Below are 25,611 nucleotides of genomic sequence, written 5' to 3'. Positions count from 1 at the left end.
GCCGACGTCGGAAGGGCGGCGCCCCGTGGCGCCGGACCCTGGCGACGGCCGCGGCAACCGCAGTCGTGGTTACGGCCACCGGACTGCCTGCGGTCGCAGTGAACAACTACCCGGACGAGCCGTCCGAGGCCGCTGCGAGCGTCCTCGACTCGACGCTCTTCCAGGAGGCGCTGCTGGCAGCCGCTTACTCGCAGGCCGGCTCGGAGTCGAACCCCGGGCCGAACGAGGGCAACCTCAACGTCGAGCTGCTCGGCTCCGAGCTCATCAAGCTCGGTGACGTCGAGGTTCGCCTCGACGAGATTCTTGACTACGGTCAGGCTGGCGCGCTCGCCAGCAAGAGCGAGGCGTCGTCCCCAGTCGACGCGTACGCGGTGTCGGGCCTGCTCGGCGCGGACGGTGGCGTCCACCTCGACGGCAAGACCGAGGACTTCGGCAAGGCGTCCGTTGACGTCCTGTCCGTCGCACGCCTGCTGGGCATCGACGGCCTCACCGACAAGATCGTCGACCAGCTCCTCCTGGAGGCCGGTGCTGCTGCGGCCGAGGTCAAGGCCGAGGACGGCGTCATCCTGGACCAGGACGGCGTGGGTGGCCTCGGCCAGTACCGCGTTGCCGACCTGGACCTGTTCCTGCACTCCCCGGTCATCGAGGACGCTGCCGCGTCGATCTACGACATCGGTGGCACCATCGACACGACCGTCGAGGACCTCGTCAACGAGAACCTGGACGACAGTGCCCTGACCGGCCTGTTCGACGCGGTCCCGGGTGTTCCGACGCCCTCGATCACGGTCGACAGCAACATGCAGGAGAACCTGTTCCAGTCCGTCGTGGGCGAGCCGATCACCTCGGCGAACCAGCTGATCACGATCGACCTGTCGACCGGTCAGCTGGAGATCCACCTCGACAAGCTTGTCGACAGCCCCGAGGGTAACGAGGAAGGCCTCAACGGCCTGCCCCCGAACACCGAGCTCATCGACGACACGACCTACCCGCTCATCGCGGAGACCGTGCACGAGCTGATGGAGGAGATCACCAACATCCTCATCGGCGCGATCGAGGACTCGCTGAACTCCGTCACGATCAACATCGCCTTCTACGAGGAGGGCGCCCTCGGCACCCTCGACGTCTCGTGGTCGCTGCCCCTGGTCGACGCCGTGAACGGCGACTTCCCCGAGGCAGTCAACAACAGCACGGGCACCATGGGCCCGGTCGCCACGGTCCTGGTCAACACCATCAACACGGTCGGCCCGGCGCTCGCGCCGATCCTTGCCCCGGTGTACGAGCTGCTGATCAGCGACGAGGGTGACAACATCTTCGAGCTGCTGATCAACGACCTCAAGACGGACTCGATCACTGCCCCGATCCGCGAGCTGCTCTCGCCGGTCTTCGACGTCCTGTCCCAGGTCCTCTCGATCACGATCAACCGTCAGGTGACCGAGACCGCTGACTCGGTGGCCCCGACCGCTACGGCGGACGAGGTCGTCACGTCGCTCGACCTGAACGCGCTGAGCATCGCGCTGCTGCCGGGGGAGAACGAGCTCGCTCGCATCAACCTGGGCAACGCCGCCGTGCGCATCACGCCCGACGACGGTGGGCCCGGCGACATCGACCCGTCGCTGTCGGTCGACCCCGCCACTGTCGCGCCCGGCCAGTCGACGATCGCGACCGGTGAGGGCTACACGCCCGACTCGACCGCGACCGTTCAGCTGACCGACCCCGAGGGCAACCCCGTGGGCGACGCCATCCCGGTCGACACCGACTCGGACGGTTCGTTCACCGTCGCGGTTCCGGTTCCGGCTGACGCCGAGCTCGGCGTCTACCCGGTCGTGGGTACGGACGACACCACCGGTGAGGCCGCTGAGGCCCCGCTGGCAGTGGTCGCTGGCTCCGACATCTGCGCCATGGACCCGACGCTGACCGTCGAGCCGGGTGCTGTCTACCCGGGCGACACCGTCTCGGTGGTTGGCCAGGGCTTCCCGGCGGGCGTCCCGGTCGCCGTGCAGCTGCGCGACGCCGAGGGCAACCCGGTCGGCGACGCGGTCATGGTCACCCCGGACGAGGCCTGCGGCTTCATCACCGACCTGACCGTTCCTGAGGACGCAGAGCCCGGCGACCACGTCGTCGAGGCCGTTCCTGAGGACGGCAGCGAGGGTGCCGAGGCACCGCTCGAGATCCTGCCCCCGGGCACGAACCCCCCGGGTGAGTGCACGAACCCGAGCATCGTTGCCGACCCGGCAGTGGTGGAGGCCGGCGACGAGGTCATCGTCACCGGTTCGGGCTTCCCGGCCGGCTCCACGGTCATCGTCCAGCTGAAGGACACGCAGGGCAACAACATCGGTGACCCCGTCACCGTGACCGTCGGCGACGACTGCGGCTTCGAGACCCCGATCACGGTTCCCGAGGGGACCCCGCCGGGCGTCATCATCGTCGACGCTCAGCCGGAGGACGGCGGCGAAGGCGCGCAGACGCCGATCACCGTCGTGGCCAGCAACAGCGGCTCCGGCAACGGTGACGGCAACGGTGACGGTTCGGGTGCGGGCGCCGGCAACGGCGACGACGGCCTTGCCAACACCGGTGCGAACGTCGCCGCTCTGATCGCCGCCATGGTGCTGCTGCTCGGTGCCGGTGCGGTCATGATCAAGCGTCGCCGCGAGATCAGCCAGGCCTTCGCCACGGCGATGGGTCGGATGTCGGGCGACAAGCCTGCCGTCTGATGAGCTGAGTCTCTTCACGCAGTAGCAAGTGTCTGACGCAGTAAGACCGGCCCGGTGCGACGTCGTCGCACCGGGCCGGTCCTGTTCCCGAACGGCCCGCAGACGGGCCGTGTGCCCGAGATCCAAGGGGGAGTCGTGTCCGAGCTGTCGCCGAGACGAGGGATGATTCCGGCGGTCGTCGCAGCGGCGGCCATCGTCGCGCTCGTCGTGGCCGCGATCCTGGTCGTGGAGCACGCGCTACCTGCGGCGCCTGCCCCGCTGACGGACGAGAAGACGGCGTCGGGCGGTGTGGACCTGAGCTGCCCGGAGAACGAGCCGATCACGCAGGAGCTGCTCAGCCGTTCGACGTGGACCATGTGCTGGCGGGTGGACTCCAGCCGCGGGCTGGTGCTCGAGGACGTCCACTTCACTCCGGCAGGCCACGAACCGGTGCAGGTGCTGGCCGAGCTGTCCATCGGGCAGCTCGAGGTGCCGTACGACACCGGCCTGCGCAATACCGAGGACATCACCACGCAGGGCTTCGGCGGCCCCCAGATGATGACGCTGACCACGACCGAGTGCCTGGGTGAGCGTCTCGAGACGTACCTGCCGAAGGTCGGCGACGGTTCGCTGGGCGGGGGTGGCGAGAAGCGGTCCGTGCTCTGCCAGGAAGTGGTCGACGGCGGCATCGCGTACCGCAGCGGCGAGGGCGCCGGGGCCGAGGTGGCACGGCGCACCGAGCTGCGGCTCGCGACCGTGTCGAAGGTCGGCTGGTACGAGTACGTCAGCCAGTACACGTTCGGCAGCGACGGGACCATCCGGTCCGACCTCGGTGCCACCGGCGACCTGTCGCCGGAGGACTACGGGGACGACCCGGCCCACGGCTGGCCGGTCGGCCCGGGAGACACCGACTACGCCACCAGCCACTCGCACAACGCGGTGTGGCGGGTGCACTGGGCGCTCGGCGGCCAGGGCGGGCAGGCGGTCGAGCAGTACGACGCCGCACCGACCGGCGAGCAAGGGCCGCGGGCACCGCTCGTCGCGGGCGAGCTCACCCCGATCACGCACGAGGGCACCGCGGAGGCGGCGGACCGCCGCTGGTGGCGCGTGGTGAACCCCGCCGTGCTCAACGAGGACGGGCACGAGATCTCCTACCAGGTGGATCTCGGCGCCACGACGCCGTTCGAGCTCACGCAGGACCACCATCACGACGACGTCGACGACGCCGGGTACGCGATCGCGTTCACCGAGGCCGACGACTGCCAGCTGTTCGCCACGGCGAACAAGGAGGGCACGTGCGGGTCCGGCGTGCTCGACTTCGCGCAGGACGGGGCGGAGCTGTCCGACGTCGTCACCTGGGTCGCCGTCGGCTTCCACCACGTCGCGCGCGACGAGGACCAGAGCCCGATGGAGATGCACTGGCAGGGCTTCACCCTGACGCCGCGTGACCTGACGGCCCAGCGCGTCGACCCGCCGTCGGCCCGCCAGGACGTGAACGGGAAGCCTGCCAAGCTGCCCTGAGGCAGCTGCCCTGAGGCGGGCGTCCGGGCACGCCCCCCGCGCCGCTAGGGCTTTCGTGCCTCCACGAGCGTTCGCCGGCTGTGGCAGACGAACGAGCCGTGCTCCGCGATGTGGTCCCGCAGCGCGCCGAGCCGGTCACGGTACTTCTCGACAGTGAAGTCGGGCACCGTCCACAGGACCTTGCGCAGGAAGTGCACCACCGCCGCCAGGTCGAAGAACTCGACCCGGGTGAGCGCGTCCTGGAGCCGCACCATCTCGAGCCCTACGGCGCCCACCTGCGCGCGCACGTCGTCCAGGTACTCGGCGTCCCGGTTCTCCTGTGGGCCCATCAGGAACTCGTACAGGGCCCGGTTGGAGCCGGCTCCCACCTCCTGGACCAGGACCGTGCCGCCCGGAGCCAGCACGCGGGCAGCCTCCGCGTAGGGGAACGAGACCGGATGGCGGCCCGTGACCAGGCCGAACGTGGAGTCGTCGAAGGGGAGCGGGGCCGCTGAGTCCTCGACCAGGGTCACGACACCGTCGAACGGTTCGAGCGCGGCCGAGGCGAGCGCGTGGTTGGGCGCCCAGCCCTCGGTGGCCCGCACCGTGCCGGGCACGCGTTCCGCCAGCCCCAGCGCCTCCGCGAACACCTCCCCGCCGCCGGTGTCGACGTCGAGCACCGAGTCGACCCGGCCCAGCCGCTCGCCGCAGAGCCGCACGTAACCCCAGCCGGGTCGCTCCTCCGTGGCGCGGCCCGCGAACCAGGAGAAGTCCCAGCCGTCGGTAGGCACGGCGAGCCCTTCGGCCAGCTCCTCGTCGAACGTCACACCGTCGCGCGTCATACCGGTGAACGTATCCCCGCGTATCCCCCGGCCACCAGCCGATATCCCCCGGTCGGGGGAGGGGAGGGCACGTGGCGGACGGGAGTGTGGAGGCATACCGCACGACCGACCGGAAGGAACCCTCATGGAACGCCTGCCCCGCGCCACGCTCATCGGCGCCACCATCGCGAGCGGCGCCACCGCGCTGCTCGGCCTGGCCTGGATGCTGGGCCTCTTGCCCAACGTCTACGCGGACCCCGCCACCGCGCTCCTGGCCCGGCTCGCCGGACAGGACACCGCGACCACCGTGCACGTCGTCACGGCGCTGGCAGGCGTCGCCAGTGGTATCGCGGCGCTCGCCGGCGTCCTGCGCGTGCGGGGCCGGGTCGGGGCAGCCGCGCTGCAGCTCGCCGTGTTCGGGGTGGTGCTGCAGGGCAGCGGCCCGCTGTCCACGATGGGCTACCTCGTCGCCATGGCGATGCCGCTGGCCGTCGTGGTCCTGCTCGTCCAGGTGGTGCGCCGGTACCGGGTCGCCCGCTGGACGGTGGGCGTACCCGGCCTTGCCCTGCTCGTCGTCGGCGGGTTCCTGGCGCGGGACGCCCTCGCCGGGATAGTGCGCATGCTCGGCGCCGGCCTGTTCGAGAACCGCGTAGGGCTCCTGCTCTCCCTGCTGGTGCTCGCCGTCGGGACCCTGTGGGCTGCCGCCGGGGTACAGGCCCTGGCGGGCACGCCGGTCATGGAGCGCACCACGGACTGGGTGGTGCGGCACCGCAAGGCCATCACGATCGTCGCCGCCACCGGACCGCTCCCGTACGCCCTGGTGCGGCTCACCTGGCTCACCCCGTGGCCGCAGCTCGGGTTCGACATGGACCTGTCCACGCGGATCTGGGGGCTGACACTGTCCAGCGGCGCGTGGCTCGGCGTCTTCCTCACGCTGGGCCTGATCCGCCCCTGGGGCGAGGTGTTCCCCCGCTGGATGCCGGGGCTGGCCGGGCGCCGCGTACCCGTCGCCGCGGCCGCGGTGCCCGGCGGGCTGATCGCGGTCACGCTGATCTTCTCGATCGTTCCCATGCTGGTGATGTTCGGCGGGCAGGGCCTGGTCGAGGGCGTCGTCGGCGCGCTCACGTTCCCGTGCTGGTACTGGGGTCCGGCCCTGGCGCTCGCCGTCTGGGGCTACGTGGCGCACCAGACCCGGTCCGAGCGCGGCACGCCGGCGCTCGGTGCCGGGACGCCGGCCCGGGAACAGCTCCCGGCCGTCTGACGCAGCAGGTTGCCTGGCGGGTGGGCCTGAGGACCGGAGAGGATGACGGCATGCAGGCGACAAGGCGGCAGCTCACCGGAGATCTCACTCGGTATCTCGCTCGGCGGTTCGCCTGGCAGATGCTCGGCGGGGCGATCGGGCTGGCCCTGGTGCTGCTCGTCTACAGCCTGCTGAACATCGTCGCCGCAGGGCTGCCCGCCTGGGTGGTGGCGGTCGCGACGGTCGCGGCCGCCATCGGGCTCGGGCTGGTGCCCGGAGCTCGGGAGCTGGAGGTCACCGCGGCCCGCGCGCTGCTCGACGTGGACGACGAGCTGGTGGTCCCCGCCCGGCCCCGCCCCGCGCACCGGCTCCGGACGGCGGCCTGGGTGGCGGGACACCTCGCCTCCGGCCTGCTCGTGGCAGCCGGGCTGTTCGCTGGCGTGCCGATGGCGGTTCTGATCGGCGCGGAGGCAGTCGCCGGAGAGGCGTTGCGCTCCGGGGACTCGTTCTACACCGGGCTGCCGCTGCCGACGGGGCCGGTGTCCCTCGCGCTGCGGCTGGTCGCGTGCGCCGTCTTCGCGCTGCTGGCCCTGATCGCCACCTGGCCGCTGGGCGCCGCCGCGGCGGCGCTCGCCGGCCGGGTGCTCGGGCCCACGCCGCACGACCGCATGGAGACGGCGCTCGCCAGGGCCCGCCGGGAGGCGGAGCACACCCGCCTGGCGCGCGAGCTGCACGACGGGATAGGCCATGCGCTCACGGTCGTCAGCGTCCAGGCTGCGGCCGGACGCCGGGTGGTCGCGGTCAACCCCGACGCGGCGGCTGAAGCCCTGGCCGCCATCGAGGACACCGCACGGTCGGCGCTCGCCGAGCTCGACCAGCTGCTCGCCGTCCTCCGCGACGACGCCGACGACGACGCACCTGTCGCCCTCGCACCTGCCCTGGACGACGTCGTGTCGGCGCACCGCCGCGCGGGACTGGACCTGAGCGCTCAGCTCGACCTGCCCGCCGGGCTGCCCGCGCTGCTCGGCCGGACCGTGCAGCGCATCGTCACGGAGGCACTCACCAACGCCCACCGGCACGGCGCTCCCGGCCCCGTCCGGCTCACCGTGGGGCACGGCGGCGACGAGGTACGGATCGAGGTGGTGAACCCGGTCCGCCTCGGCACGCGTCCCGGCAGGCGCCCGACCGGAGGGCGCGGCCTGTCGGGTGTCCGGGAGCGCGTCGCCCTGTTCGGCGGCACCGTCCATGCGGGGCCGGACGGCGACCGGTGGGTGTTTCGTGCGACGCTGCCCTGCGCACCCCGGGCAACAGGCGGGGCCGACCGGAAGGATCCAGATGCCTGAGACCCAGGTCCAGGTGCTCGTCGCCGACGACGAACCGCTCGTCCGCAGCGGCCTGCGCCTCATCCTCGACGCCGAGCCCGATATCGAGGTCGTCGGGGAGGCAGGCGACGGCGCCCAGGCGGTCGAGCTGGCGCGCGCCCTGCGGCCCGACGTCGTCTGCATGGACGTGCGGATGCCGGGTGTGGACGGGCTGCGGGCGACGGAACTCGTGCTGCGGCTGCCGGAGCCGCCTCGCGTGCTCGTGGTGACGACGTTCGAGCACGACGGCTACGTCCTCGACGCGCTGGCGGTGGGGGCGTCCGGATTTCTGCTCAAGCGGGCGGGTGCCGACGAGATGGTGCAGGCGGTCCGGACGGTCGCCGTCGGGCAGAGCCTGCTGTATCCACAGGCGCTCCGGGACCTGGTCCGGACCCGCCCGCGTGCGACGGCCGGTGCGCCGGTGCTGACGCCGCGCGAGCGGGAGGTGCTGGGGCTGGTGGCTCAGGGCATGACGAACGGGGAGATCGCCGCTGCGCTGGTGGTCGGGGTCGAGACCGTGCGCACGCATGTGGCGTCGGTCCTCGGGAAGCTGCAGGCCCGGGACCGGACACAGGCGGTGGTGCTCGGGTACCGGGCAGGGCTCGTCGACCTGTAGCCGGTCCTGTTGCCGGGCCGAGGGCCGGTCCGGGAGTCAGTCCCGGCGGAGGGCCATCTCCACCTGGTCCGGGAACGGCGCGTAGTCGGATGCCAGGGTGCGCCCGGTACGGCGCCAGCCGAGGTGCTCGTAGAAGCCGATGGCCTGGTCGTTGTCGGCGAGGCACCACAGGCGCGGGTCACGCATCTCGGCGACCGCAGCGTCCATCGCCGCGCGGGCGAGGCCGGCGCCCCAGCGGGACGGGTGCACCGCCAGGTGCCGCAGCAGCCGCTCGTCGTGGGCGACGAAGCAGGCCAGCCGGGAGCTGTCGGCGTCGTCGTCCAGGACGAGCACGCGCACACCGGGCTCGGTGAGCGCGGACTCCCACTTGGCCAGGACCTCGTCGGCAGGGAAGGGATACATGCCCGGCGGGAAGATATGGCCGAGCGCCGCGATCCCGGCGGCGCGCTCGACATCAAGGAGCGCCTGCGCGTCCTCGGGCGTGGCCTGCCGGAATCGGGTCGGTTCCATGCCCAACAGCGTATGCCCCGCCTGAGCCGCGGGCACCACCGTCGAGATTTGCGCAGGGACGCCTCAGGCCGGGCGAAATTGGGGTGAAACATTTCCCGGAAGTGCTGTGACCTCCGCGTGGTTCGAGCGTCAAGGCTGCATGACAGATACAGCATTCAGTGCAGTGATGTCCCGCTTGACGGCGCTCGACACGCTCTCGCTGCGAGTGAGTCAGGACTGGCTCGCGTTCGGCCTGGATCGGGTCGACGTGCTGGTCATCGAGATTCTGACGGTCAGCGAGCTCACGGCCATGCCGCTCGTGAGCAAGCACAGGCTGATCGCCGAGGAGACCGATCCCGGAAGGGAGCTTGGCCTGACGAGGGTGTGGACCGGCTGGCTCGGCGACGCCTCGGACGTGGTGCCGGTCGCCATGCGGCTCACGCTCGCGCCCAGTGAGGACTGAGGAAGGTGAGAACTGAGGAAGGAGGCTGCCGCCTCCTCGGCGGCGGCCTCCTGAGCCTCAGCGCGGCAGGTGCGCCTCGATCTCGCCGATGATCGCCGGGTCGTCCGGCAGCGTCTTCGGTGAGTAGCGGCGCACGTCGCCGCCGGGCAGGACCAGGAACTTCTCGAAGTTCCACCGGATCTTGCCGGAGTGCCCTTCGGCGTCCTCCGCCTTCTTGAGCTCGACATAGAGCGGGTGAGCGTTCCGTCCGTTCAGCCGGATCTTGTCGAGCACAGGGAACGTGACGCCGTACGTCATGGAGCAGAACTCGGCGATCTTCTCGTTCGAGCTCAGTTCCTGCAGGAACTGGTTGCTGGGGAAGCCCAGCACCGTGAACCCCCGGTCCTGGTACTTCTTCTGCAGCTCCTCCAGGGTCGCGTACTGCGGCGCCAGACCGCACCGCGAGGCCACGTTCACCACGAGCACCACGTCGTCCTTGTGCTCGGCCAGCGAGATCTCGGTGCCGTCCATCGTGTGGAAGGGGATGTCGTAGAGGTCCATTCCCGCATCGTCCATCTTTGTTGCACTCACTGCAAGGTTTCAGACGGGCTGGTTCGCCGGCGCTGCTGTGGCGTACGACTCATCGGCGTTCGGCTCGTCGTCGTCATCGTCATCGTCATCGCTGTCGACGGAGGCGTTGCTCTCCGCGACCGTCTTCCGCTCGTCGTAGACGTCGCGGTCGATCTCGCCGCTCGCGTTCGCGACGAGCATCGCGACGAGCGTGTCGCCGTTGACGTTGAGGAACGTCCGGAAGATGCCCGTGAACCAGTCCACCGCGATGAGCAGCCCCACCGCCTCGAGCGGGAGGCCGAGCGACGTCGCGAGGAACATCGCGACCACCGGGAAGCCGCCCGGCACCGTGATGGTGCCCATGTTGAGGAGCACGGCGAGCGCCATGCCGAGGACCAGCTGTCCCGGCGACAGGGTGACGTCGCCCGCCTGGGCGAGGAACATCACGACGATCATGTAGTTGAGGACGGCTCCGTAGGAACCCATCGTCAGGCCTACCGACAGGGTGAAGCTCGCGACGCGCTTGCTGATGCCGACCTTCTCGACGGCGTTGCGCAGCACCGTCGGGTAGGTGACCGCCGAGCTCGTGGTCGTGACCGCTATCGCCGTCTGCTCCGCGAGCTTGCGCGGCAGGCGCCACGGGCTCAGGCGCGTGCGCAGCGTGACGACGGTGACGAACAGGACCAGGAGGACGACCACGCCGAGCAGGGTGGTCCCGAGGTAGCTCAGTGCTGTCGTCACGACGGCGAACCCGACGTCGCCCGCGAGCGCCGCGAGCAGGCAGAACACTCCGACGGGCGCGATGTGCATGACGAACCGGATCATCGTGAGGACGATCTGCTGGAGCTGGTCGAAGAACCCGAGCACGAGCCGGTTGCCGGTCCGGGCGATGTACGCGTTGAGCGCGGCGCCGAACAGCAGCGAGAAGACGATGATCGGCACCATGGTCGCCGTCGACATGGCCTCGAAGATGTTCGTCGACACGAAGCCGAGGACGGTGTCCTGCCAGCTCGTCGGTTCGGGCGGCGTGAGTGCGGGGTCGAGCTCGCCGTCGAACACCATGCCGGCCCCGGGGCGCAGGAGGCTGCTCAGGCCCCAGGCGAGCAGCGCGGCGACGACGGAGAAGGAGATCATCCAGCCGAAGGTCCTGGCGGCGAGACCGCCGGCGCCCTTGCCGCTCATGGATCCCGTCGCGACGATCACCGAGGCCATGACGAGCGGCACTATCGACATCTGGATGAGCCGGATGAAGAGGTCGCCGACGAACTTCAGGTTGCTCGCCCACTCGCCGACGAGGAGCCCGAAGGCGATTCCGGCGACGGCGGCGATGCCGATCTGCAGGGCAGGGTTCTTCAGGGCCTTCACGGTTCCTCCGGTGTCATGTGCCGCACGACCGCGCGGCTCTGCTGCGAAACTAGGTGGGCGCCGTTAGGCCGGTGAGGACTGCGCGTTGCATTCCTGTTTCAACTTCGACGGGTTCTGGCACAAATGTTTCGGGATGATGACCGCAGGTCGTGCGGGGTTAGGTTGACGGCGTGAGCCACCCGCCCTCGGGCACCGGACGCAGGTCCGGCCCCAGCAAGCACCGCCCGCCGCTGCCGGTGCGGGACGGGCTCAACCCGACCCGGATAGTGCTGCCGCACGACCCGGAGGTGGTCGCGCGGTTCCCGTGCGCGCTCGACTACCTCCTGGACCGGTTCCGCGACGACGAGGTGCGCCTGCGCGAGAAGCTGGGCCTGGGCGAGATCGTCACCGGCAGCGGTGAGCCGCTCACCCCGACGACCCCGTACGAGCCGCGCGGCTTTCTCTACCTGTACCGCGACCCGCCGGCGCACGAGGACAAGATCCCGTTCGAGCCGGAGGTGCTGCACCGCGACGAGAACCTGCTCGTCGTCGACAAGCCACACTTCCTCGCCACGATGCCGCGCGGGCGGTGGATCCGGGAGACCGCCCTGGTCCGGCTCCGGGTCGCCCTGGACCTGCCGGAGCTCTCGCCGGCGCACCGGCTCGACCGCGGCACCGCGGGTGTGCTGGTCCTCACGGTGCGACCGGAGGTGCGCGGCGCGTACCAGGAGGCGTTCGCCCGCCGCGAGGTGCGCAAGGTCTACGAGGCCGTGGCCCCGCTCGTGCCGGCGGACGGCGCTGTGCCCGACGCCGCCCTGGTCGCCCGGGGTGAGCCCGTCACGCTGCGCAGCCGCATGGTGAAGCGGCGCGGCGTCACCAGGGCCGAGGAGGTGCCCGGCGAGCCGAACACCGAGTCCCTGATCACCCTCTCTGCGGTCGACAAAGCGCGTGGCCTGGGTCTTTACCGCCTGGAACCGCACACCGGCAAGACCCACCAGCTCAGGCTGCACATGGCGTCGCTCGGGCTGCCGATCCTGCACGACCCGTTCTGGCCCGAGCTCCGCGACACCGAACCCGACGACTTCGACCGGCCGCTGCAGCTCCTGTCCCGGTCGCTCGAGCTCACCGACCCGCTGTCCGGGCGGCTCCGCCGCTTCGAGTCGCGCAGAACCCTGAGCGAGTGGGGATCCCCCGAGAGGCACCAGGTGCAAGAATCGGTGCGATGAGCACCGCCCCCGACCACCCCGCCCGCGCCGTCGTCGATCTGGACGCGATCCGCGACAACGTGCGCGCCCTGCGGACGACCGCCCCGACCGCCCAGGTCATGGCGGTCGTCAAGGCGGACGCGTACGGGCACGGCCTCGCGCCGGCGGCCCGGGCCGCGCTCGCGGGCGGCGCCACGTGGCTCGGCGCGGCACACGCCGCGGAGGCGCTGGCGGTCCGCGCCGTCGTCGGACCCGAGGCCCGGATCCTCACCTGGCTCTACGCACCCGGCGCCCCGTTCGCCGACCTGATCAGGAACGACGTCGACATCGCCGTCGCCGGCGCATGGGCACTGGACGAGGTGGCCGACGGCGCCCGCGCGGCCGGCCGGACCGCCCGGGTGCACCTCAAGGTCGACACCGGGCTGGGGCGCAACGGGATCATGCCGGAGGACCTGCCGGCAGTGCTCGACCGGGCAGCTGCACTGCAGGCCGAGGGGCCGCTCGCGATCGTCGGGCTCATGTCGCACTTCGCGCTCGCGGACGAGCCCGACCACCCGTCGGTGAAGATGCAGACCCACGCCTTCGAGGACGCGATCAGGGCCGCCGAGGCGGCCGGGATGTCCATCGAGGTGCGGCACATCGCCAACTCCGCGGCGACCCTGACGAACCCGTCCACCCACTACGACCTGGTGCGCGCGGGGATCGCGGTCTACGGGCTGTCGCCCGTGCCGCACCTGGGCGCGCCCGGCGACTACGGCCTGCGCCCCGCGATGACGCTCGAGGCACGGCTCGCCACGGTCAAACGCGTGCCGGCGGGCCACGGCGTCTCGTACGGCCACTTCTACACCACCACGCAGGACACGGTGCTCGGCGTCGTCCCGCTCGGGTACGGCGACGGGATCCCCCGCCACGCCTCGGGCGGCTCGCTCGGCCCCGGCGGCCCGGTCCTGGTCGGCGGCGGCGTCGACGACGTCGCGGCGCCCGGTACCGGGCTCGGCACCGCCCGCGTGCTGCGGATCGCCGGCCGGGTGTGCATGGACCAGGTGATCCTCGACCTCGGCCCCTACGCACCGGAACAGGCAGGAGACGTGGTCACCCTGTTCGGGGCGTCGGACGGGCTCGCCCGCGCCGGCGCACCGAACGCGGAGGACTGGGCACAGGCAGGAGGCACCATCAGCTACGAGATCGTCACGCGCCTCGGGGCGCGTGTGCCCCGCGTGTACGCGGGCACCGCAGGAAGGGAGACCGCGTGAGCGGGGCAACAGGAGGACAGAGCGACATCACGACGTCGGAGGCGGTGACGCTGGAGCTGCCCGACGCCGACTCGACACGGGCACTGGGCGCGGCCCTCGCCAGGCAGCTCCGCGCAGGGGACCTGGTGATCCTCACGGGCGACCTCGGCGCCGGAAAGACCACCCTGACCCAGGGCATCGGCGCCACCCTGCACGTACGCGGCCAGGTCGCCTCGCCCACGTTCATCGTGGCGCGCGAGCACCCGCCGCTGCCGCGGGAGGACGGGACGCGCGGCCCCGGCCTGGTGCACGTCGACGCCTACCGGCTCGGCGGGCTGAGCGAGCTCGACGCGCTCGACCTCGACTCGTCCCTCGGGGACTCCGTGACGGTGGTGGAGTGGGGTCGCGGCCTGGCAGAGGCGCTCGCGGACGACCGGCTGGAGATCGACCTGGAGCGCCCGCGCGGTGCGCCGTCGTTCGACCCCGGGGTGTCCGTGGAGGAGGACCCGGAGGCAGGGACGCGGAAGGTGACGATCCGCGCCGTCGGGCAGCGCTGGGCCGGCATCGACCTTGGCGCCCTGCTGAGCTGACGCGGCTGGGTCGGTACCCTGGTCATGTGGCCGTTCTTGCTCTTGATACCTCAGCAGCCGTCGCCGTCTCCCTCGTCTCCGATGACGGCACGCGCCTCGCGTCCCGGACCTCGGACGAGCGGCGGCGGCACGCCGAGTCGCTCGCGCCCCTGATCGAGGAGGTCCTCGCCGAGGCAGGGGTCGAGCCCAGCGGCCTGACCGCCGTCGTCGCCGGTACGGGACCCGCACCCTTCACCGGCCTGCGGGTCGGGCTGGTCACGGCGCGCACGCTCGCGCTGACCATCGGCGTCCCCGTGCTCGGTGTGCCCAGCCTCGACGCGCTGGCCGTGCAGGCCGTCAGCGACCTCGGCCTGCGGCCGGGCACGGAGATCCTCGCGACCTCCGACGCACGCCGCAAGGAGGTCTACTGGGCCCGGTACCGCGTGATCTCGCACGAGGGTCCGCACGGCGTTCCGGTGGTGGAGCGCCTGGCCGGGCCGGACGTCGACCGTGCGGGCTTCGTCGCGCAGGCGCAGCTCGCCGCACCCGGGACGGCGGACGGGCAGCTGCCCGTCGTGGTCGGCGAGGGAGCGATGCTCTATCCGGAGTTCCTGCCCGTGGCCGACGACGCGCCCCTCGTCCCCGACGCGACGGTCCTGGCCCGGCTGGCTCTCGTGCGCCGTGACGCCGGCGAGGAGCAGCCGTCGGAGCCGCTGTATCTCCGGCGACCTGACGTGCACGAGCCGGCGCGGGTCTCGACGGGCTCGACCACCGTTCCGGGCTCGACCACCGGTTCCGCCGGGGGCGTCGCGTGATCACCGAGGTGCGGCTGCGCCCGCTGCGCAACGCCGACTTCGACCGGGTCCTGGAGCTGGAGCGCCAGCTCTTCGGCCGGGGTGCCTGGACCTACGGGATGCTCGCCGACGAGCTCGCAGGCCTCGGCCGCTGGTACATCGTGGCGGAGCCGGAGCGGCTCGACCGCGCGGGTGACCAGCCCGTCGTCGGCTACGCGGGCCTGTGGTTCGACGGTGACGTCACGCAGGTCATGACCATCGGCGTCGACCCGGCCGTGCAGCGGCACGGGGTCGGCCGACAGCTCCTGACCGCGCTGATCGAGCGCTCCCGCAAGGTCAAGGCCGAGGCGGTGCTGCTGGAGGTCCGGGTCGACAACGCGCCGGCCATCGAGATGTACCGGGACTTCGGGTTCGAGATCCTGGGCGTGCGCAAGCGCTACTACCAGCCAGAGGACATGGACGCCTACACGATGCGCCTGGACCTCGCCTCCGCCGGGAACGCCCCTGAGGACGCCCCCGTGGACACTCCTGACGACGCGGCGGGCGACGCGGCCTGATTCCCACCGAGATGAGAACGGGGTTGTGTTCCTACGGGTGTCCGGAAGGGACACAACCCCGTTCTCGACGAACCGACAGCCGACGACGAGGAGTGCCACCGCATGAGGGAACGAGTTCTGGTCGACGCCGCGAGCCTGGCCGCCGATCTGCAGATCGGCGGGGGAACTGACCCGGTAGAGGGCAGCCCTGTGGTGCTCGACGTCCGGTGGGCGCTCGGGATGACCGACGGTCACGACCAGTACCGCGCCGGCCACATCCCGGGCGCCGTCTACGTGGACCTGGAGACGGAGCTCGCCGCACCCGCGTCGTCCGCTGCCGGGAGGCACCCGCTGCCCTCGGCGTCGGCGTTCCAGCAGGCCGCGCGCAGCTGGGGTGTCTCGGCGGACTCGCGCGTCGTCGTCTACGACTCCGTCGGCGGCACGTCGGCCGCCCGGGCCTGGTGGCTCCTGCGCTACTTCGGCGTAGCCGGCGTGCGCATCCTGGACGGCGGGCTCGCCGCCTGGAACGCGGAGGGGTTCGCCCTCGAACCGGGCGAGGTGACGGCCGAGCCGGGCGACGTCGTCGCGCGTCCGGGCGGGATGCCCGTCCTCGACGCGGACGAGGCAGCCGCGCTGGCCGACGGCGAGGGCGTGCTCCTGGACGCGCGTGCCGCCGAGCGCTACCGCGGCGAGGTGGAGCCCGTGGACCCGCAGGCGGGGCACATTCCCGGCGCGGCCAGCGCGCCGACCACCGAGAACCTGCGCGCGGACGGGCGCTTCCTGTCGACGGCGGAGCTGAAGCGGCGGTTCGGGGAGCTGGGGGTCTCGACAGGCGCGGCCAACGGCGGGGTCGGCGTGTACTGCGGCTCCGGTGTCACGGCGTCGCACCAGGTGGCCGCCCTCGCCGTCGCCGGAGTGGACGCCGCGCTGTACCCGGGATCCTGGTCGCAGTGGTCGAACGACCAGGCGCGGGAGGTCGCGACCGGCGCGTAGCCGGGCCGGCCAGGCCTCAGGCCCTACGACGCCGTGCGCTCCTCGCTGAGCACCGTGATCTTCTGCCACACCTTGCGTGACATGCCCATGGTCAGCGTCTCGATGGTCGACACGGTGTTCAGCACTATGTCGTCCTGGGACTCCTCCGCGCACAGCGCTGCGGCCTTGCTCACCATGGACAGGAGCTCGGTGCAGTACTCCAGGTAGTACTCGATCTGCTGGGGCGTGAGGCCGCGGTCGCCGCCGTCGGTCCCGCCCGCGAAGGCGTCCCGGAGGCTCTCCGGCTCCTTGGTGAGCTGGTGCATGTCGATGATGTGCGCCAGGGAGCGCAGCCGGTGCAGCTTGGCCAGCAGGTCGGCCCGCTGGACGCGCTCCGGGAACGAGTAGAGCAGCACGACGGCGATGGCGACGAACACGATGTCGTTCACCGCGCTCTCGATGAGCGGGAGCCAGTCGAGGCCGTTGTCCGGGGCCTCGGTGAACGCGGCCTCGACGGCGAAGCCGAACGCGACCAGCGCGACGAGCACCACCATGCCGATGACCGTGTGCGACGCGGTGCGCACGAGGCGGCTGCGCCGGCGGGACCCCGCGGAGGTGTCCGCCACCTGCTCGGTCAGGGAGACGAGCTCCTGCGCGACGCGGTGGATACCCCGGTCGGGGAACCGCGCTCCGATGCGGTCGCGCAGGCGGCGCGCCGTCTCGATGACAGGGACGGGTTCGAGCTTCTCCAGGGTTCTCGCGGTCACGGGAGGCAGCGTAGGGCCAGGGACAGGCCTCGCGGTCAGACGGTGATGGTCGTGAGCGGCATCGACGAGTCCACGGGGATGTCGAGGCTGCTCGAGGCGACTCCGGCGGCCACGACGGCCGAGCCGAGCGCCGCGATCATCGCGCCGTTGTCGGTGCAGTACCGGATCGGCGGGATGCGCAGGTCGATGCCGGCCTCGGCGCAGCGCTTGGCCGCCATCTCACGCAGCTGGCTGTTGGCCGAGAACCCGCCGCCGATCACCAGCGTGTCGACGTCGTGCTTGTGGCAGGCGGCGATGGTCTTGGCGGTGAGGACGTCGGCGACCGCCTCGGCGAACGACGCGGCGACGTCGTTCACCGGGATGGGCTGGCCGGCGTCGGTGCGGGCCTCCACCCAGCGGGCGACCGCCGTCTTGAGGCCGGAGAACGAGAAGTCGTAGGCGTGCTTGGCCTGGTCCTTCGCGGCGGTGAGGCCGCGCGGGAAGCGGATCGCCGTCGGGTCGCCCTCGCGCGCGAGCCGGTCGATGTGCGGGCCGCCGGGGTACGGCAGCCCCAGCAGGCGGCCGACCTTGTCGAAGGCCTCGCCCGCCGCGTCGTCCAGGGTGGAGCCGAGCTCCGTGACGTCGGTGGCGATGTCGTTCACCATGAGCAGCGAGCTGTGGCCGCCGCTCACCACGAGCGCCATGGCACGTTCCGGCAGCGGTCCGTCGACGAGCTGGTCCACGCACGCGTGCCCGATGACGTGGTTCACGCCGTAGAGCGGCTTGTTGAGCCCGATCGCGAGGGCCTTCGCGGCGGACGCCCCGATGGTGAGCGGCCCCACGAGCCCCGGGCCGGCGGTCACGGCGATCGCGTCGACCTCGGACAGATCGACGTCTGCCTCGCCGATCGCCCGCTGGATGGTGGGGATCATCGCCTCGAGGTGAGCGCGGCTGGCGACCTCGGGAATGATGCCGCCGTAGCGGGCGTGCTCCTCCATCGAGCTGGCGACGGCGTCGACCAGCAGCTCGTTGCCGCGGACCAGCGCGACACCGGTCTCGTCGCAGGAGGTCTCGATGCCGAGCACCAGGGGTTCTGCCATGGGGTCCAGCCTAATTGGTCGCGGTGGCGCCGTGGTGGTGGTGCCCGAGCGTGTGTCCCGCTTCATAGTTGAAGTCGGAACTATCGCCAGGGGCAACCTTGTTGGCACCGACATGACCGAGATTCTTGAGGCTTCGGGCCTCGCCATCGACGACGCGACCGCCGACCGGCTGTTCCGCGAGGCGCGCACCGTGACGACCTTCGCCGAGTCCGAGGTGACCGACGAGCAGCTCGCCGCCGTGTACGACCTCATCAAGTGGGGTCCGACGATGATGAACACGAGCCCGCTGCGCGTGCTCGTCGTCCGCACGCCGGAGGCCCGGCAGCGCCTCGTCGCCAACGCGCCAGAGGGCAACCAGGAGCGCATCGCGAAGGCGCCGGTCACCCTCGTCCTCGCGTCCGACCCCGACTTCCACGAGCGGCTCGACGTGCTGGTCCCGCACATCCCGGGCGCGCGCGAGATGTTCGCCGGTGACGCCGAGGCCCGCGCCGAGGCGGCACGGACGAGCGCCCTGCTCCAGGCCGGGTACCTCATCGTCGGCCTGCGGGCCGCCGGCCTGGCCGCCGGTCCGATGCACGGGAACTACGACGCGATCGACGCCGAGTTCTTCGCCGAGAGCGGCTGGAAGAGCTTCCTGGTCGTCAACGTAAGCGCCGCCGAGGGCGCGGACACCACCCGCCCGCGCGCGCCGCGCCTCGAGTTCGACGAGGTCTCCCAGGTCGTCTGACGCCCCGTTGTTGGTCGAGCGTGTCGGGACCTGGTGAGGGTCTCGACAAGCTCGACCACCGAGGATGAGCGACCGGCGGGTCGGTCAGGGGGCCAGCGGGTGGCCCGCTCGCATCTCCTCCACCATCGAGCGCACGACCGGCACCAGGTCGCCGTCGTGCGCCGCGGCCACCGCCTGCTGCCGCTGGTACGACGCTCCGGCACGGACGATGTCCCGGACGCCCGCCAGCTCCGCCGAACAACCCAGCCGGTGCGCGACAGGTTCCAGCTCGACCAGCAGCTTGCCTATCGCGTCGACGATCGGCCCCTGGTTGCCCTCGGCGTCGAGGATCACCGTGGCGCCGAGGCCGTAGCGGGCCGAGCGGAACTTGTTCTCCTGCACGAACCAGGGCGGCAGCACTGGCAGGGTCCTGCCCTGGTCCAGCTGGGTGGACAGGTGCTCGACCAGGCAGTGCACCAGCGCCGCCAGGGTGAGGGCCTCCGACAGGTTGGTCGGACCGTCGCAGACCCGCACCTCGAGCGTGCCGAACGCCGGCGAGGGCCGCACGTCCCAGTGGACCTCGTTGAACGCCTCGACCGCGCCGACGTGCAGCATGTCGCCCGCGTACGCCTCGAGCTCCTGCCAGGTCTCGAACGGGACCGGCAGTCCTGAGCTGGGAATCTGCTGGAACAGCAGCGACCTGTTGGACGCGTAGCCGGTGTGCTGGCCGGCCCAGTACGGCGACCCGGCCGAGAGCGCCTGCAGGTGCGGGAAGTAGGTGAGCATCGCGCGCATCAGCGGCAGCGCCTTGTCCCGGTGCTCGACCCCGACGTGGACGTGCAGCCCCCAGATGATCAGCTGCGCGCCCCAGACGCCGGTGCGCTCCATGATCCGGGAGTAGCGCTCCTTCTCGCCGACCTGCTGGTCGGCGGCCCGTGCGAACGGGTGCGTCCCGCCACCCATCAGGTCGAGGCCGAGCGGGTCGGTCACCGTCCGGACCCGGTCGAGGAGGCGGTCGAGGTCCGCCCCCGCGCTCGCGACGGTCCGACAGACGCCGGTCACGAGCTCGATGGTGTTCTTCATGAACTCGCCGGCCACGTGCGGGGCATAGCTCGCCGAGCCGCCCCGCGGTTCGACGGCGGTGCGTGCGAGCGCCTCGAGCACCTCCGGGCCTGACTGGGAGAGGTCGGCCGTGTCGGACCGGATCAGCCCGATCTCCCACTCGAGGCCCACGGTGGAGCGGGGGGACTCGCCGAATCCGAGCCGGGCCGGCGAGCTCATACGGGTCCCAGTGGTTCGACGAGAAGTACCTGTTGGTTGCCTGCCACGCGTGTGAGCACGATCGTCGCCTCCTCGGTCCCGGTGAGCACGAGCTGCTTGCGAAGTTGTTCAGGCACCACCGCGGTGCCGCGCTTCTTGATCGTGAGGCGTCCGACGTCGCGGTCTCGCAGGTACGCCTTGAGCCGCTTCAGGCCGAACGGCATGGTGTCCAGCACCCGGTAGCCGGTGGCTATCGGTGCCGGTGCCCCTACCGAGTCCGTGGGCCGGGCCGCCGGCAGCTCGGCAGGACTGTCCGTGGTGACGTACGCGATGGTCGGGTCGACGAGGCGTCCGCCCAGCTCGGCGGCCGCCTGGCCGACAAGACCCGCGCGGATGACCGCCCCGTCGGGCTCGTACAGGTACTGTCCGACGCCGCCGACGTCCGGCACGACGTCGGCGCCGCGGACCGTGCGGCTCAGCGTGTGCTCCTTGCCGTCGTCGTCGGTGAAGGTGCGCAGCACGAGCGCCGACCGCCCGGGGCCGTCGAGGGCCAGCGGCCCGAACCAGAGGCCGGCCTCGACCACGTCGCCGTTGACGGAGACCCACTGGGTCTCGGCGTCGTCGGGCAGGCCGTCGTGCGGGATGCCCGGGCCCACCTTGATGCCCACGGCGGGCACTGTCTCACGCAGCGCCCAGACGGTGTCGAGCGGGGGTTCGTAGGCCCGTGGGTCGAAGACCCGCCTGCTGCGCGCGCCCGAGCCGCCGCTCACCCGGCGGGCAGGGTCGGCGTAGACGCCCTCGATGCCCTCGGCGCGCAGGTCGAGTCCGAGCCCGTCGGCGTGCCGCACGTCCGCCTCGGGGAAGTGGCGCAGGTTCCACTGCGCGATCGCGGCGGTGCACTCGTCCAGATCGGTGGCGACCACCCGCAGGCCCGTCCCCGCGAACGCGAGCGAGTCGGCACCGATGCCGCAGGTGAGGTCGGCGAGGACGGAGACGCCGGCGTCGAGGTACCGGCGGGCGTGCAGAGCGGCGACGAGGAGCCGGGTCGCCTGCTCCAGGCCGTCGGGGGTGAAGAGCATCCCGTCGGCGAAGTCACCGAACTTGGCCCGGGCCCGCGTGCGGAGCCTGGACTGGGTGACCACCGCGGCCGCGAGGTCCGGCGCGACGCCCCTGGCCCGCAGCGCGGTCACGGTCTTCATCGCCTGTCGCTCGTCATAGGGCGGGAGGGCGCCAAGCAAGGCCCAGCCGTCGGGGCTGAGCAGTTTGCTCAGAATCGCCGCATCCATGGGAAGATCTTTCCACGTTTGTCCTGGTCGTGACGAGCGGCGCGACGCAACCTTTTCGTAGAGATGGCGAGATTCCGGTGTGGCGGCGGCGCGTCGGCCCCGCAGAGTGTGAGCCACTCCACCCGATTGGCACTCGCCTTGACCGAGTGCTAGCACCGACCTAGATTTGGGGTTGTTCACCGCCGCGGGAACCCGGTCCACGGGCCCGCGGAGGAGAACCCAGACGTTCGTGCCCGCCGGCACCCGCGACGACGGCGGACGGTCGAACGTTCGAGCCACTTACGCCCATCACGCAGCTGATCTCTCGATCCGCTCACGAAAGAGGAGGTCCGACGTGTCGGTCCCCATCAAGCCGCTCGAGGACCGGATCGTCGTCAAGGCTCTCGAAGCCGAGACCACGACCGCTTCCGGCCTGGTCATCCCGGACACCGCCAAGGAGAAGCCCCAGGAGGGCGAGGTTCTGGCCGTTGGCCAGGGCCGCATCGACGACAACGGCAACCGTGTGCCGCTGGACGTCGCCGTCGGTGACAAGGTGATCTACTCCAAGTACGGCGGCACCGAGGTCAAGTACGCGGGTGAGGAGTACCTGGTGCTCTCCGCCCGCGACATCCTCGCCGTGGTCGTGAGCTGACTCCAGCTCACCCCAGGTAGACGACGAGGGCCCCGCACCGAGAGGTGCGGGGCCCTTCTCGTGCCTGGATCAGGCGGAGGTCGGGTGAGGCGGAGACGGGGTCAGGCGGAGACGGACTTGCCGGCGAGGATGGCCGAGCGCTCGTCCTCGCTGAGCCCACCCCACACGCCGTACGGCTCGCGCACGCGGAGCGACTGCTCGCGGCACTGCATCATCACGGGGCAGGAGCGGCAGATCGCCTTGGCGGCCTCGGCGCGCCTGCGGCGTGTCGACCCACGCTCGCCCTCGGGGTGGAAGAACAGGGTGTCGTCCGCGTCGCGGCACGCACCCGTGTACTGCCATTCCCACAGTTCCATTACCGGACCGGGAAGCCTCGAGATCTCCGTCATGTCGAACAACCTACAAGTTGTGCAGAAGTTGTTCAAGGGGCAGTTTTCGGACGGCCGGCCCGAATCGGGTCACCGTAAGCGCGCCAGGGCTGACCGGTTTTGCGTCGATCTGAACCGGATTCCACCGAGATCGGCGGCACGCCGGGTTTCGCAGTGGCGCGTAGAGGTCCAGGTCGGCAGAATCGAGTCCATGACATCTTCGCGGCCTGCCGAGAGCTCGGGCGGGTCACGTGCATCCAGCCCCGGACTGGCCGTCGCCGCAGTGGCCAGACGTCTCGGGGTGGCGCCAGCCACCCTCCGTACGTGGGACCGCCGGTACGGGCTCGGCCCTTCGGGCCGGACCGCTGGATCGCACCGCCGCTATACCCCGGACGACGTCGCCCGCCTCCTGGTGATGCGCCGTCTGACGCTCGAGGGCGTCGCGCCGGTGGACGCCGCGCGGGCCGCTGTCGAGGCAGGGGACGCTGAGCTCGAGGTCGCCACCCGGTCGGCGCCCGCGCTGCCTGCCGTGCAGGTGGAGGGCGACCTGGACGGCGCCGAGCCGGAGGAGTTCGCCGAGACGTTCGTCGGAACCCTCCAGGCGCCCGCCGAGCCCGGTGAGGAGGACGGCGAGGACCCGACCCCGCCGCCGAGGGGCGAGCCGAAGGAAGAACCGCGCGGCAGGGCACGCCTGCGAGCGCTCCCTGGTGGCGCGACGGGTGGGGATGCCCCCGCCATGGCGGGACCGCGGTCGGCCTCGGCCGCGGCGCCGACGTCGGGTCGCGTCTCCGCCCTCGTCGATGCCGCTCTCGCCTACAGCAGGACCGCCTGCGACAACCTGCTCGTGCTCGGCCCCGACGGGGACCCGGCGACGTGGTGGACCGAGCTGGTCGAGCCGGCGTGGCTGCGTCTGTCCGAGCGCACGGTCCTCGCCGGTCCGGGCGAGATGCCCGAGGTGGTGCTCGCGACCGCCGCGCTCCGGGCGCTGCGCCACTACACCGAGGAGTTCGAGCGGGCGATGGTCGAGGCGGGCGGCCCGCCGGCCAACCACCCCAGCCGTATGCGCAAGATCGTGCTCGTGTTCGCGGCGCCGGACGAGGTGGTGCCGCTGTCCGCGCACGCGCTCGCCGCGGCGCTGGCCGCACAGGGCGCGATGGCGCGGATCGTCACGGGTCCCGCGAGCACGCACCGTTCGGTCGAGCTGGTGACCATGGTCCGGCCGACGGCGGTGGTCCTGGCCACCACCCAGAACAAGCCCGACCTCGACGTCGTGCACGCGGTGAACGAGAGCCATCCGGACCTGCCGATCTTCGTGGGCCTGCGGGCCGACGCCGCGGCGACGGACCTGCCGTTCGGTCCGACGGTGCAGCGCGTGCGCTCGTTCACCGGCCTCTTGCACGAGGTGCTGGCGGTCATCAAGGCGAGGTGACGCACGCCTCGGGCCGGTACCACTGCCCGACCAGGATCCGCGGCTGCACCGGTCGTAGACTTGCTGCATGACGGACCAGACCTCGCCGGCCGACCCGTTCGGGTTCCTCGGGCTCACCTATGACGACGTCCTGCTGCTGCCGGGTTACTCCGACCTGGCGCCGTCGGACATCGACACGACCTCTCGCCTGACGCGCGAGATCTCGCTCAAGATTCCGCTGCTGTCCGCGGCGATGGACACGGTCACCGAGTCGGCGATGGCCATCGCCATGGCTCGCCAGGGTGGCCTCGGTGTCCTGCACCGCAACCTCTCGATCGAGGACCAGGCCCAGCAGGTCGACCTCGTGAAGCGGACGCAGACGGGCATCATCACGAACCCCGTCACGATCGGGCCGGATGCCACGCTCGAGGAGCTCGACACCCTCGCGGGCCAGTTCCGGATCTCGGGCTTCCCCGTCGTCGACGCCGACAACAAGCTGATCGGCATGGTCACCAACCGGGACCTGCGCTTCACGCCCGTCGCCGAGTGGGCCACCACCAAGGTGGACGAGGTGATGACGCCCCAGCCGCTGATCACCGGCCCCGCCGGTATCTCGCGCGACGACGCCACGCTGTTGCTGCGCAAGCACAAGCTGGAGCGGCTCCCGCTGATCGACCCCGACGGCCGCATCACCGGCCTCATCACCGTCAAGGACTTCGTGAAGTCCGAGCAGTTCCCCCAGTCGTCGAAGGACGGCCAGGGCCGCCTCATGGTGGGCGCGGCGATCGGCTACTTCGGCGACGCGTGGCAGCGCGCGACCGCGCTCATCGAGGCAGGCGTCGACGTGCTCGTCGCGGACACCGCGCACGGCAACGTCCGCATGCTGATCGACATGGTCAAGCGCCTCAAGACCGACCCAGCGACCAAGGACGTCCAGGTGATCGGCGGCAACGTCGCCACCCGCCAGGGCGCCCAGGCGTTCGTCGACGCCGGGGCCGACGCGGTGAAGGTCGGCGTCGGGCCGGGCTCCATCTGCACGACGCGCGTCGTGACCGGCGTCGGCGTACCGCAGATCACCGCGGTCTACGAGGCGTCGCTGGCCTGCAAGCCTGCGGGCGTCCCGGTCATCGCCGACGGCGGTCTCAAGCACTCCGGCGAGATCGGCAAGGCCCTCGTGGCCGGCGCCGACACCGTGATGCTTGGCTCGCTCTTCGCGGGCTGCGAGGAGACGCCGGGTGACCTGGTGCTCGTGAACGGCAAGCAGTTCAAGACGTACCGCGGCATGGGCTCGATGGGCGCCATGTCCTCGCGCGGCAAGAAGTCCTACTCCAAGGACCGGTACTTCCAGGCCGAGGTCACGAGCGACGACAAGATCGTGCCCGAGGGCATCGAGGGTCAGGTGGCCTACAAGGGCCCGCTGTCCACCGTGGCCCACCAGCTCATCGGCGGTCTGCACCAGACGATGTTCTACACCGGCTCGCGCACCGTCCCGGAGCTGCAGGCAGAGGGCAAGTTCATCCGCATCACGTCGGCGTCGCTCAAGGAGAGCCACCCGCACGACGTGCAGATGACCGTCGAGTCGCCGAACTACAGCGGCTTCTGACCCGCCCGGGTTCCGCGAAGTAGAGCAGGCGACCCCCGATCTCGGCGCCCGCGAGTGGGCCGACGCCGGGCGGGCACACCTGGCCATCTACCGCCTGGCTCTCTCCCGTGCCCGCCGGTCCG

25 protein-coding genes are annotated in these 25,611 nt (G+C 71.4%); 16 read left to right on the top strand and 9 right to left on the bottom strand.

Annotated features, from left to right (window positions below):
• Nucleotides 1-65 precede the first annotated feature (65 nt).
• Nucleotides 66-2,711: a choice-of-anchor G family protein gene (locus AB0I32_RS24170; RefSeq protein ID WP_357510695.1), complete on the top strand. Its 2,646-nt coding sequence runs from the start codon at nt 66-68 to the stop codon at nt 2,709-2,711.
• Nucleotides 2,712-2,846: 135 nt separating this feature from the next.
• The gene (locus AB0I32_RS24165; RefSeq protein WP_357510693.1) at nt 2,847-4,211 is read left to right on the top strand and encodes a copper amine oxidase; all 1,365 of its coding nucleotides are present in this window, start codon (nt 2,847-2,849) and stop codon (nt 4,209-4,211) included.
• 44 nt (nt 4,212-4,255) lie between these two features.
• Here the strand turns inward: AB0I32_RS24165 and AB0I32_RS24160 are convergent, their stop codons facing one another.
• Nucleotides 4,256-5,032, bottom strand: a complete 777-nt coding sequence (locus AB0I32_RS24160) for a class I SAM-dependent methyltransferase (RefSeq protein WP_357510691.1) — start codon at nt 5,030-5,032, stop codon at nt 4,256-4,258.
• A 124-nt stretch (nt 5,033-5,156) separates the two neighbouring features.
• On the opposite strand from AB0I32_RS24160, the gene AB0I32_RS24155 reads away from it, so the two are divergent.
• The 3 genes from AB0I32_RS24155 to AB0I32_RS24145 are packed head-to-tail and all read left to right on the top strand — an operon-like array spanning nt 5,157 to nt 8,228.
• On the top strand, nt 5,157-6,272 hold the full coding sequence (locus tag AB0I32_RS24155) for a hypothetical protein (protein WP_357510689.1): 1,116 nt from the start codon (nt 5,157-5,159) through the stop codon (nt 6,270-6,272).
• A 50-nt stretch (nt 6,273-6,322) separates the two neighbouring features.
• On the top strand, nt 6,323-7,594 hold the full coding sequence (locus AB0I32_RS24150; protein ID WP_357510687.1) for a histidine kinase: 1,272 nt from the start codon (nt 6,323-6,325) through the stop codon (nt 7,592-7,594).
• Nucleotides 7,587-8,228 (top strand): response regulator transcription factor, encoded by a 642-nt coding sequence (locus AB0I32_RS24145; protein ID WP_357510685.1) that lies wholly within the window; start codon nt 7,587-7,589, stop codon nt 8,226-8,228. The genes AB0I32_RS24150 and AB0I32_RS24145 overlap by 8 nt, the downstream gene beginning before the upstream one ends.
• A 36-nt stretch (nt 8,229-8,264) precedes the next feature.
• Here AB0I32_RS24145 and AB0I32_RS24140 read toward each other — a convergent pair whose 3' ends face one another.
• Nucleotides 8,265-8,738 carry a GNAT family N-acetyltransferase gene (locus AB0I32_RS24140; RefSeq protein WP_357510683.1) on the bottom strand — a complete coding sequence of 158 codons (474 nt, stop codon included), beginning with the start codon at nt 8,736-8,738 and terminating at the stop codon, nt 8,265-8,267.
• 166 nt (nt 8,739-8,904) lie between these two features.
• On the opposite strand from AB0I32_RS24140, the gene AB0I32_RS24135 reads away from it, so the two are divergent.
• On the top strand, nt 8,905-9,180 hold the full coding sequence (locus AB0I32_RS24135) for a hypothetical protein (protein WP_357510681.1): 276 nt from the start codon (nt 8,905-8,907) through the stop codon (nt 9,178-9,180).
• A gap of 57 nt (nt 9,181-9,237) precedes the next feature.
• Here the strand turns inward: AB0I32_RS24135 and AB0I32_RS24130 are convergent, their stop codons facing one another.
• A complete protein-coding gene (locus AB0I32_RS24130; protein ID WP_357510679.1) occupies nt 9,238-9,720 on the bottom strand; it encodes a glutathione peroxidase in 483 nt (160 codons plus the stop codon).
• Between the two features lie 39 nt (nt 9,721-9,759).
• Nucleotides 9,760-11,094: a dicarboxylate/amino acid:cation symporter gene (locus tag AB0I32_RS24125; protein ID WP_357510677.1), complete on the bottom strand. Its 1,335-nt coding sequence runs from the start codon at nt 11,092-11,094 to the stop codon at nt 9,760-9,762.
• Nucleotides 11,095-11,264: 170 nt separating this feature from the next.
• Here AB0I32_RS24125 and AB0I32_RS24120 point away from each other — a divergent pair, with 170 nt between their 5' ends.
• From AB0I32_RS24120 to AB0I32_RS24095, 6 genes are all read left to right on the top strand, one after another.
• Complete coding sequence (locus tag AB0I32_RS24120; RefSeq protein WP_357510675.1) at nt 11,265-12,299, top strand: pseudouridine synthase; 1,035 nt, start codon at nt 11,265-11,267, stop codon at nt 12,297-12,299.
• A complete protein-coding gene (gene alr / locus AB0I32_RS24115; RefSeq protein ID WP_357510673.1) occupies nt 12,296-13,531 on the top strand; it encodes an alanine racemase in 1,236 nt (411 codons plus the stop codon). The genes AB0I32_RS24120 and alr overlap by 4 nt, the downstream gene beginning before the upstream one ends.
• Complete coding sequence (tsaE, locus tag AB0I32_RS24110) at nt 13,528-14,100, top strand: tRNA (adenosine(37)-N6)-threonylcarbamoyltransferase complex ATPase subunit type 1 TsaE (RefSeq protein ID WP_357510671.1); 573 nt, start codon at nt 13,528-13,530, stop codon at nt 14,098-14,100. The genes alr and tsaE overlap by 4 nt, the downstream gene beginning before the upstream one ends.
• Nucleotides 14,101-14,126: 26 nt before the next feature.
• Nucleotides 14,127-14,894 carry a tRNA (adenosine(37)-N6)-threonylcarbamoyltransferase complex dimerization subunit type 1 TsaB gene (gene tsaB / locus AB0I32_RS24105; RefSeq protein WP_357510669.1) on the top strand — a complete coding sequence of 256 codons (768 nt, stop codon included), beginning with the start codon at nt 14,127-14,129 and terminating at the stop codon, nt 14,892-14,894.
• Nucleotides 14,891-15,430 (top strand): ribosomal protein S18-alanine N-acetyltransferase, encoded by a 540-nt coding sequence (rimI, locus tag AB0I32_RS24100; protein ID WP_357510668.1) that lies wholly within the window; start codon nt 14,891-14,893, stop codon nt 15,428-15,430. The genes tsaB and rimI overlap by 4 nt, the downstream gene beginning before the upstream one ends.
• 102 nt (nt 15,431-15,532) lie before the next feature.
• Entirely contained in the window at nt 15,533-16,402 is an 870-nt protein-coding gene (locus AB0I32_RS24095; RefSeq protein WP_357510666.1) for a sulfurtransferase, read from the top strand.
• Between the two features lie 23 nt (nt 16,403-16,425).
• On the opposite strand, the gene AB0I32_RS24090 is transcribed toward AB0I32_RS24095, so the two are convergent.
• Both AB0I32_RS24090 and tsaD read right to left on the bottom strand, forming a co-directional pair.
• A complete protein-coding gene (locus tag AB0I32_RS24090; protein WP_357510664.1) occupies nt 16,426-17,148 on the bottom strand; it encodes a hypothetical protein in 723 nt (240 codons plus the stop codon).
• Nucleotides 17,149-17,183: 35 nt separating this feature from the next.
• Entirely contained in the window at nt 17,184-18,227 is a 1,044-nt protein-coding gene (gene tsaD, locus AB0I32_RS24085; RefSeq protein WP_357510662.1) for a tRNA (adenosine(37)-N6)-threonylcarbamoyltransferase complex transferase subunit TsaD, read from the bottom strand.
• A gap of 112 nt (nt 18,228-18,339) precedes the next feature.
• Here tsaD and AB0I32_RS24080 point away from each other — a divergent pair, with 112 nt between their 5' ends.
• Entirely contained in the window at nt 18,340-18,954 is a 615-nt protein-coding gene (locus AB0I32_RS24080; RefSeq protein WP_357510660.1) for a malonic semialdehyde reductase, read from the top strand.
• A gap of 84 nt (nt 18,955-19,038) precedes the next feature.
• Here AB0I32_RS24080 and AB0I32_RS24075 read toward each other — a convergent pair whose 3' ends face one another.
• Nucleotides 19,039-20,214 (bottom strand): glutamate--cysteine ligase, encoded by a 1,176-nt coding sequence (locus AB0I32_RS24075; RefSeq protein ID WP_357510658.1) that lies wholly within the window; start codon nt 20,212-20,214, stop codon nt 19,039-19,041.
• Complete coding sequence (locus tag AB0I32_RS24070; protein ID WP_357510656.1) at nt 20,211-21,479, bottom strand: SAM-dependent methyltransferase; 1,269 nt, start codon at nt 21,477-21,479, stop codon at nt 20,211-20,213. Before AB0I32_RS24070 ends, AB0I32_RS24075 begins: the two co-directional genes overlap by 4 nt.
• Nucleotides 21,480-21,813: 334 nt before the next feature.
• Between AB0I32_RS24070 and groES the strand changes: the two genes are divergently transcribed.
• Complete coding sequence (groES, locus tag AB0I32_RS24065; RefSeq protein ID WP_116673642.1) at nt 21,814-22,110, top strand: co-chaperone GroES; 297 nt, start codon at nt 21,814-21,816, stop codon at nt 22,108-22,110.
• Nucleotides 22,111-22,211: 101 nt separating this feature from the next.
• Here the strand turns inward: groES and AB0I32_RS24060 are convergent, their stop codons facing one another.
• Nucleotides 22,212-22,499, bottom strand: a complete 288-nt coding sequence (locus tag AB0I32_RS24060) for a WhiB family transcriptional regulator (RefSeq protein WP_116673643.1) — start codon at nt 22,497-22,499, stop codon at nt 22,212-22,214.
• 190 nt (nt 22,500-22,689) lie between these two features.
• Here AB0I32_RS24060 and AB0I32_RS24055 point away from each other — a divergent pair, with 190 nt between their 5' ends.
• Nucleotides 22,690-23,907: a MerR family transcriptional regulator gene (locus tag AB0I32_RS24055; RefSeq protein WP_357510654.1), complete on the top strand. Its 1,218-nt coding sequence runs from the start codon at nt 22,690-22,692 to the stop codon at nt 23,905-23,907.
• Between the two features lie 67 nt (nt 23,908-23,974).
• Nucleotides 23,975-25,489: an IMP dehydrogenase gene (gene guaB / locus AB0I32_RS24050; RefSeq protein WP_357510652.1), complete on the top strand. Its 1,515-nt coding sequence runs from the start codon at nt 23,975-23,977 to the stop codon at nt 25,487-25,489.
• The last annotated feature ends 122 nt before the right edge of the window (nt 25,490-25,611 follow it).

It is taken from the genome of Promicromonospora sp. NPDC050249 (assembly GCF_040656015.1).
Taxonomy (GTDB): Bacteria; Actinomycetota; Actinomycetes; order Actinomycetales; family Cellulomonadaceae; genus Promicromonospora.
The sequence above is the reverse complement of the archived record's forward strand: the minus strand, read 5'-3'. Positions and strand labels throughout refer to the sequence as shown.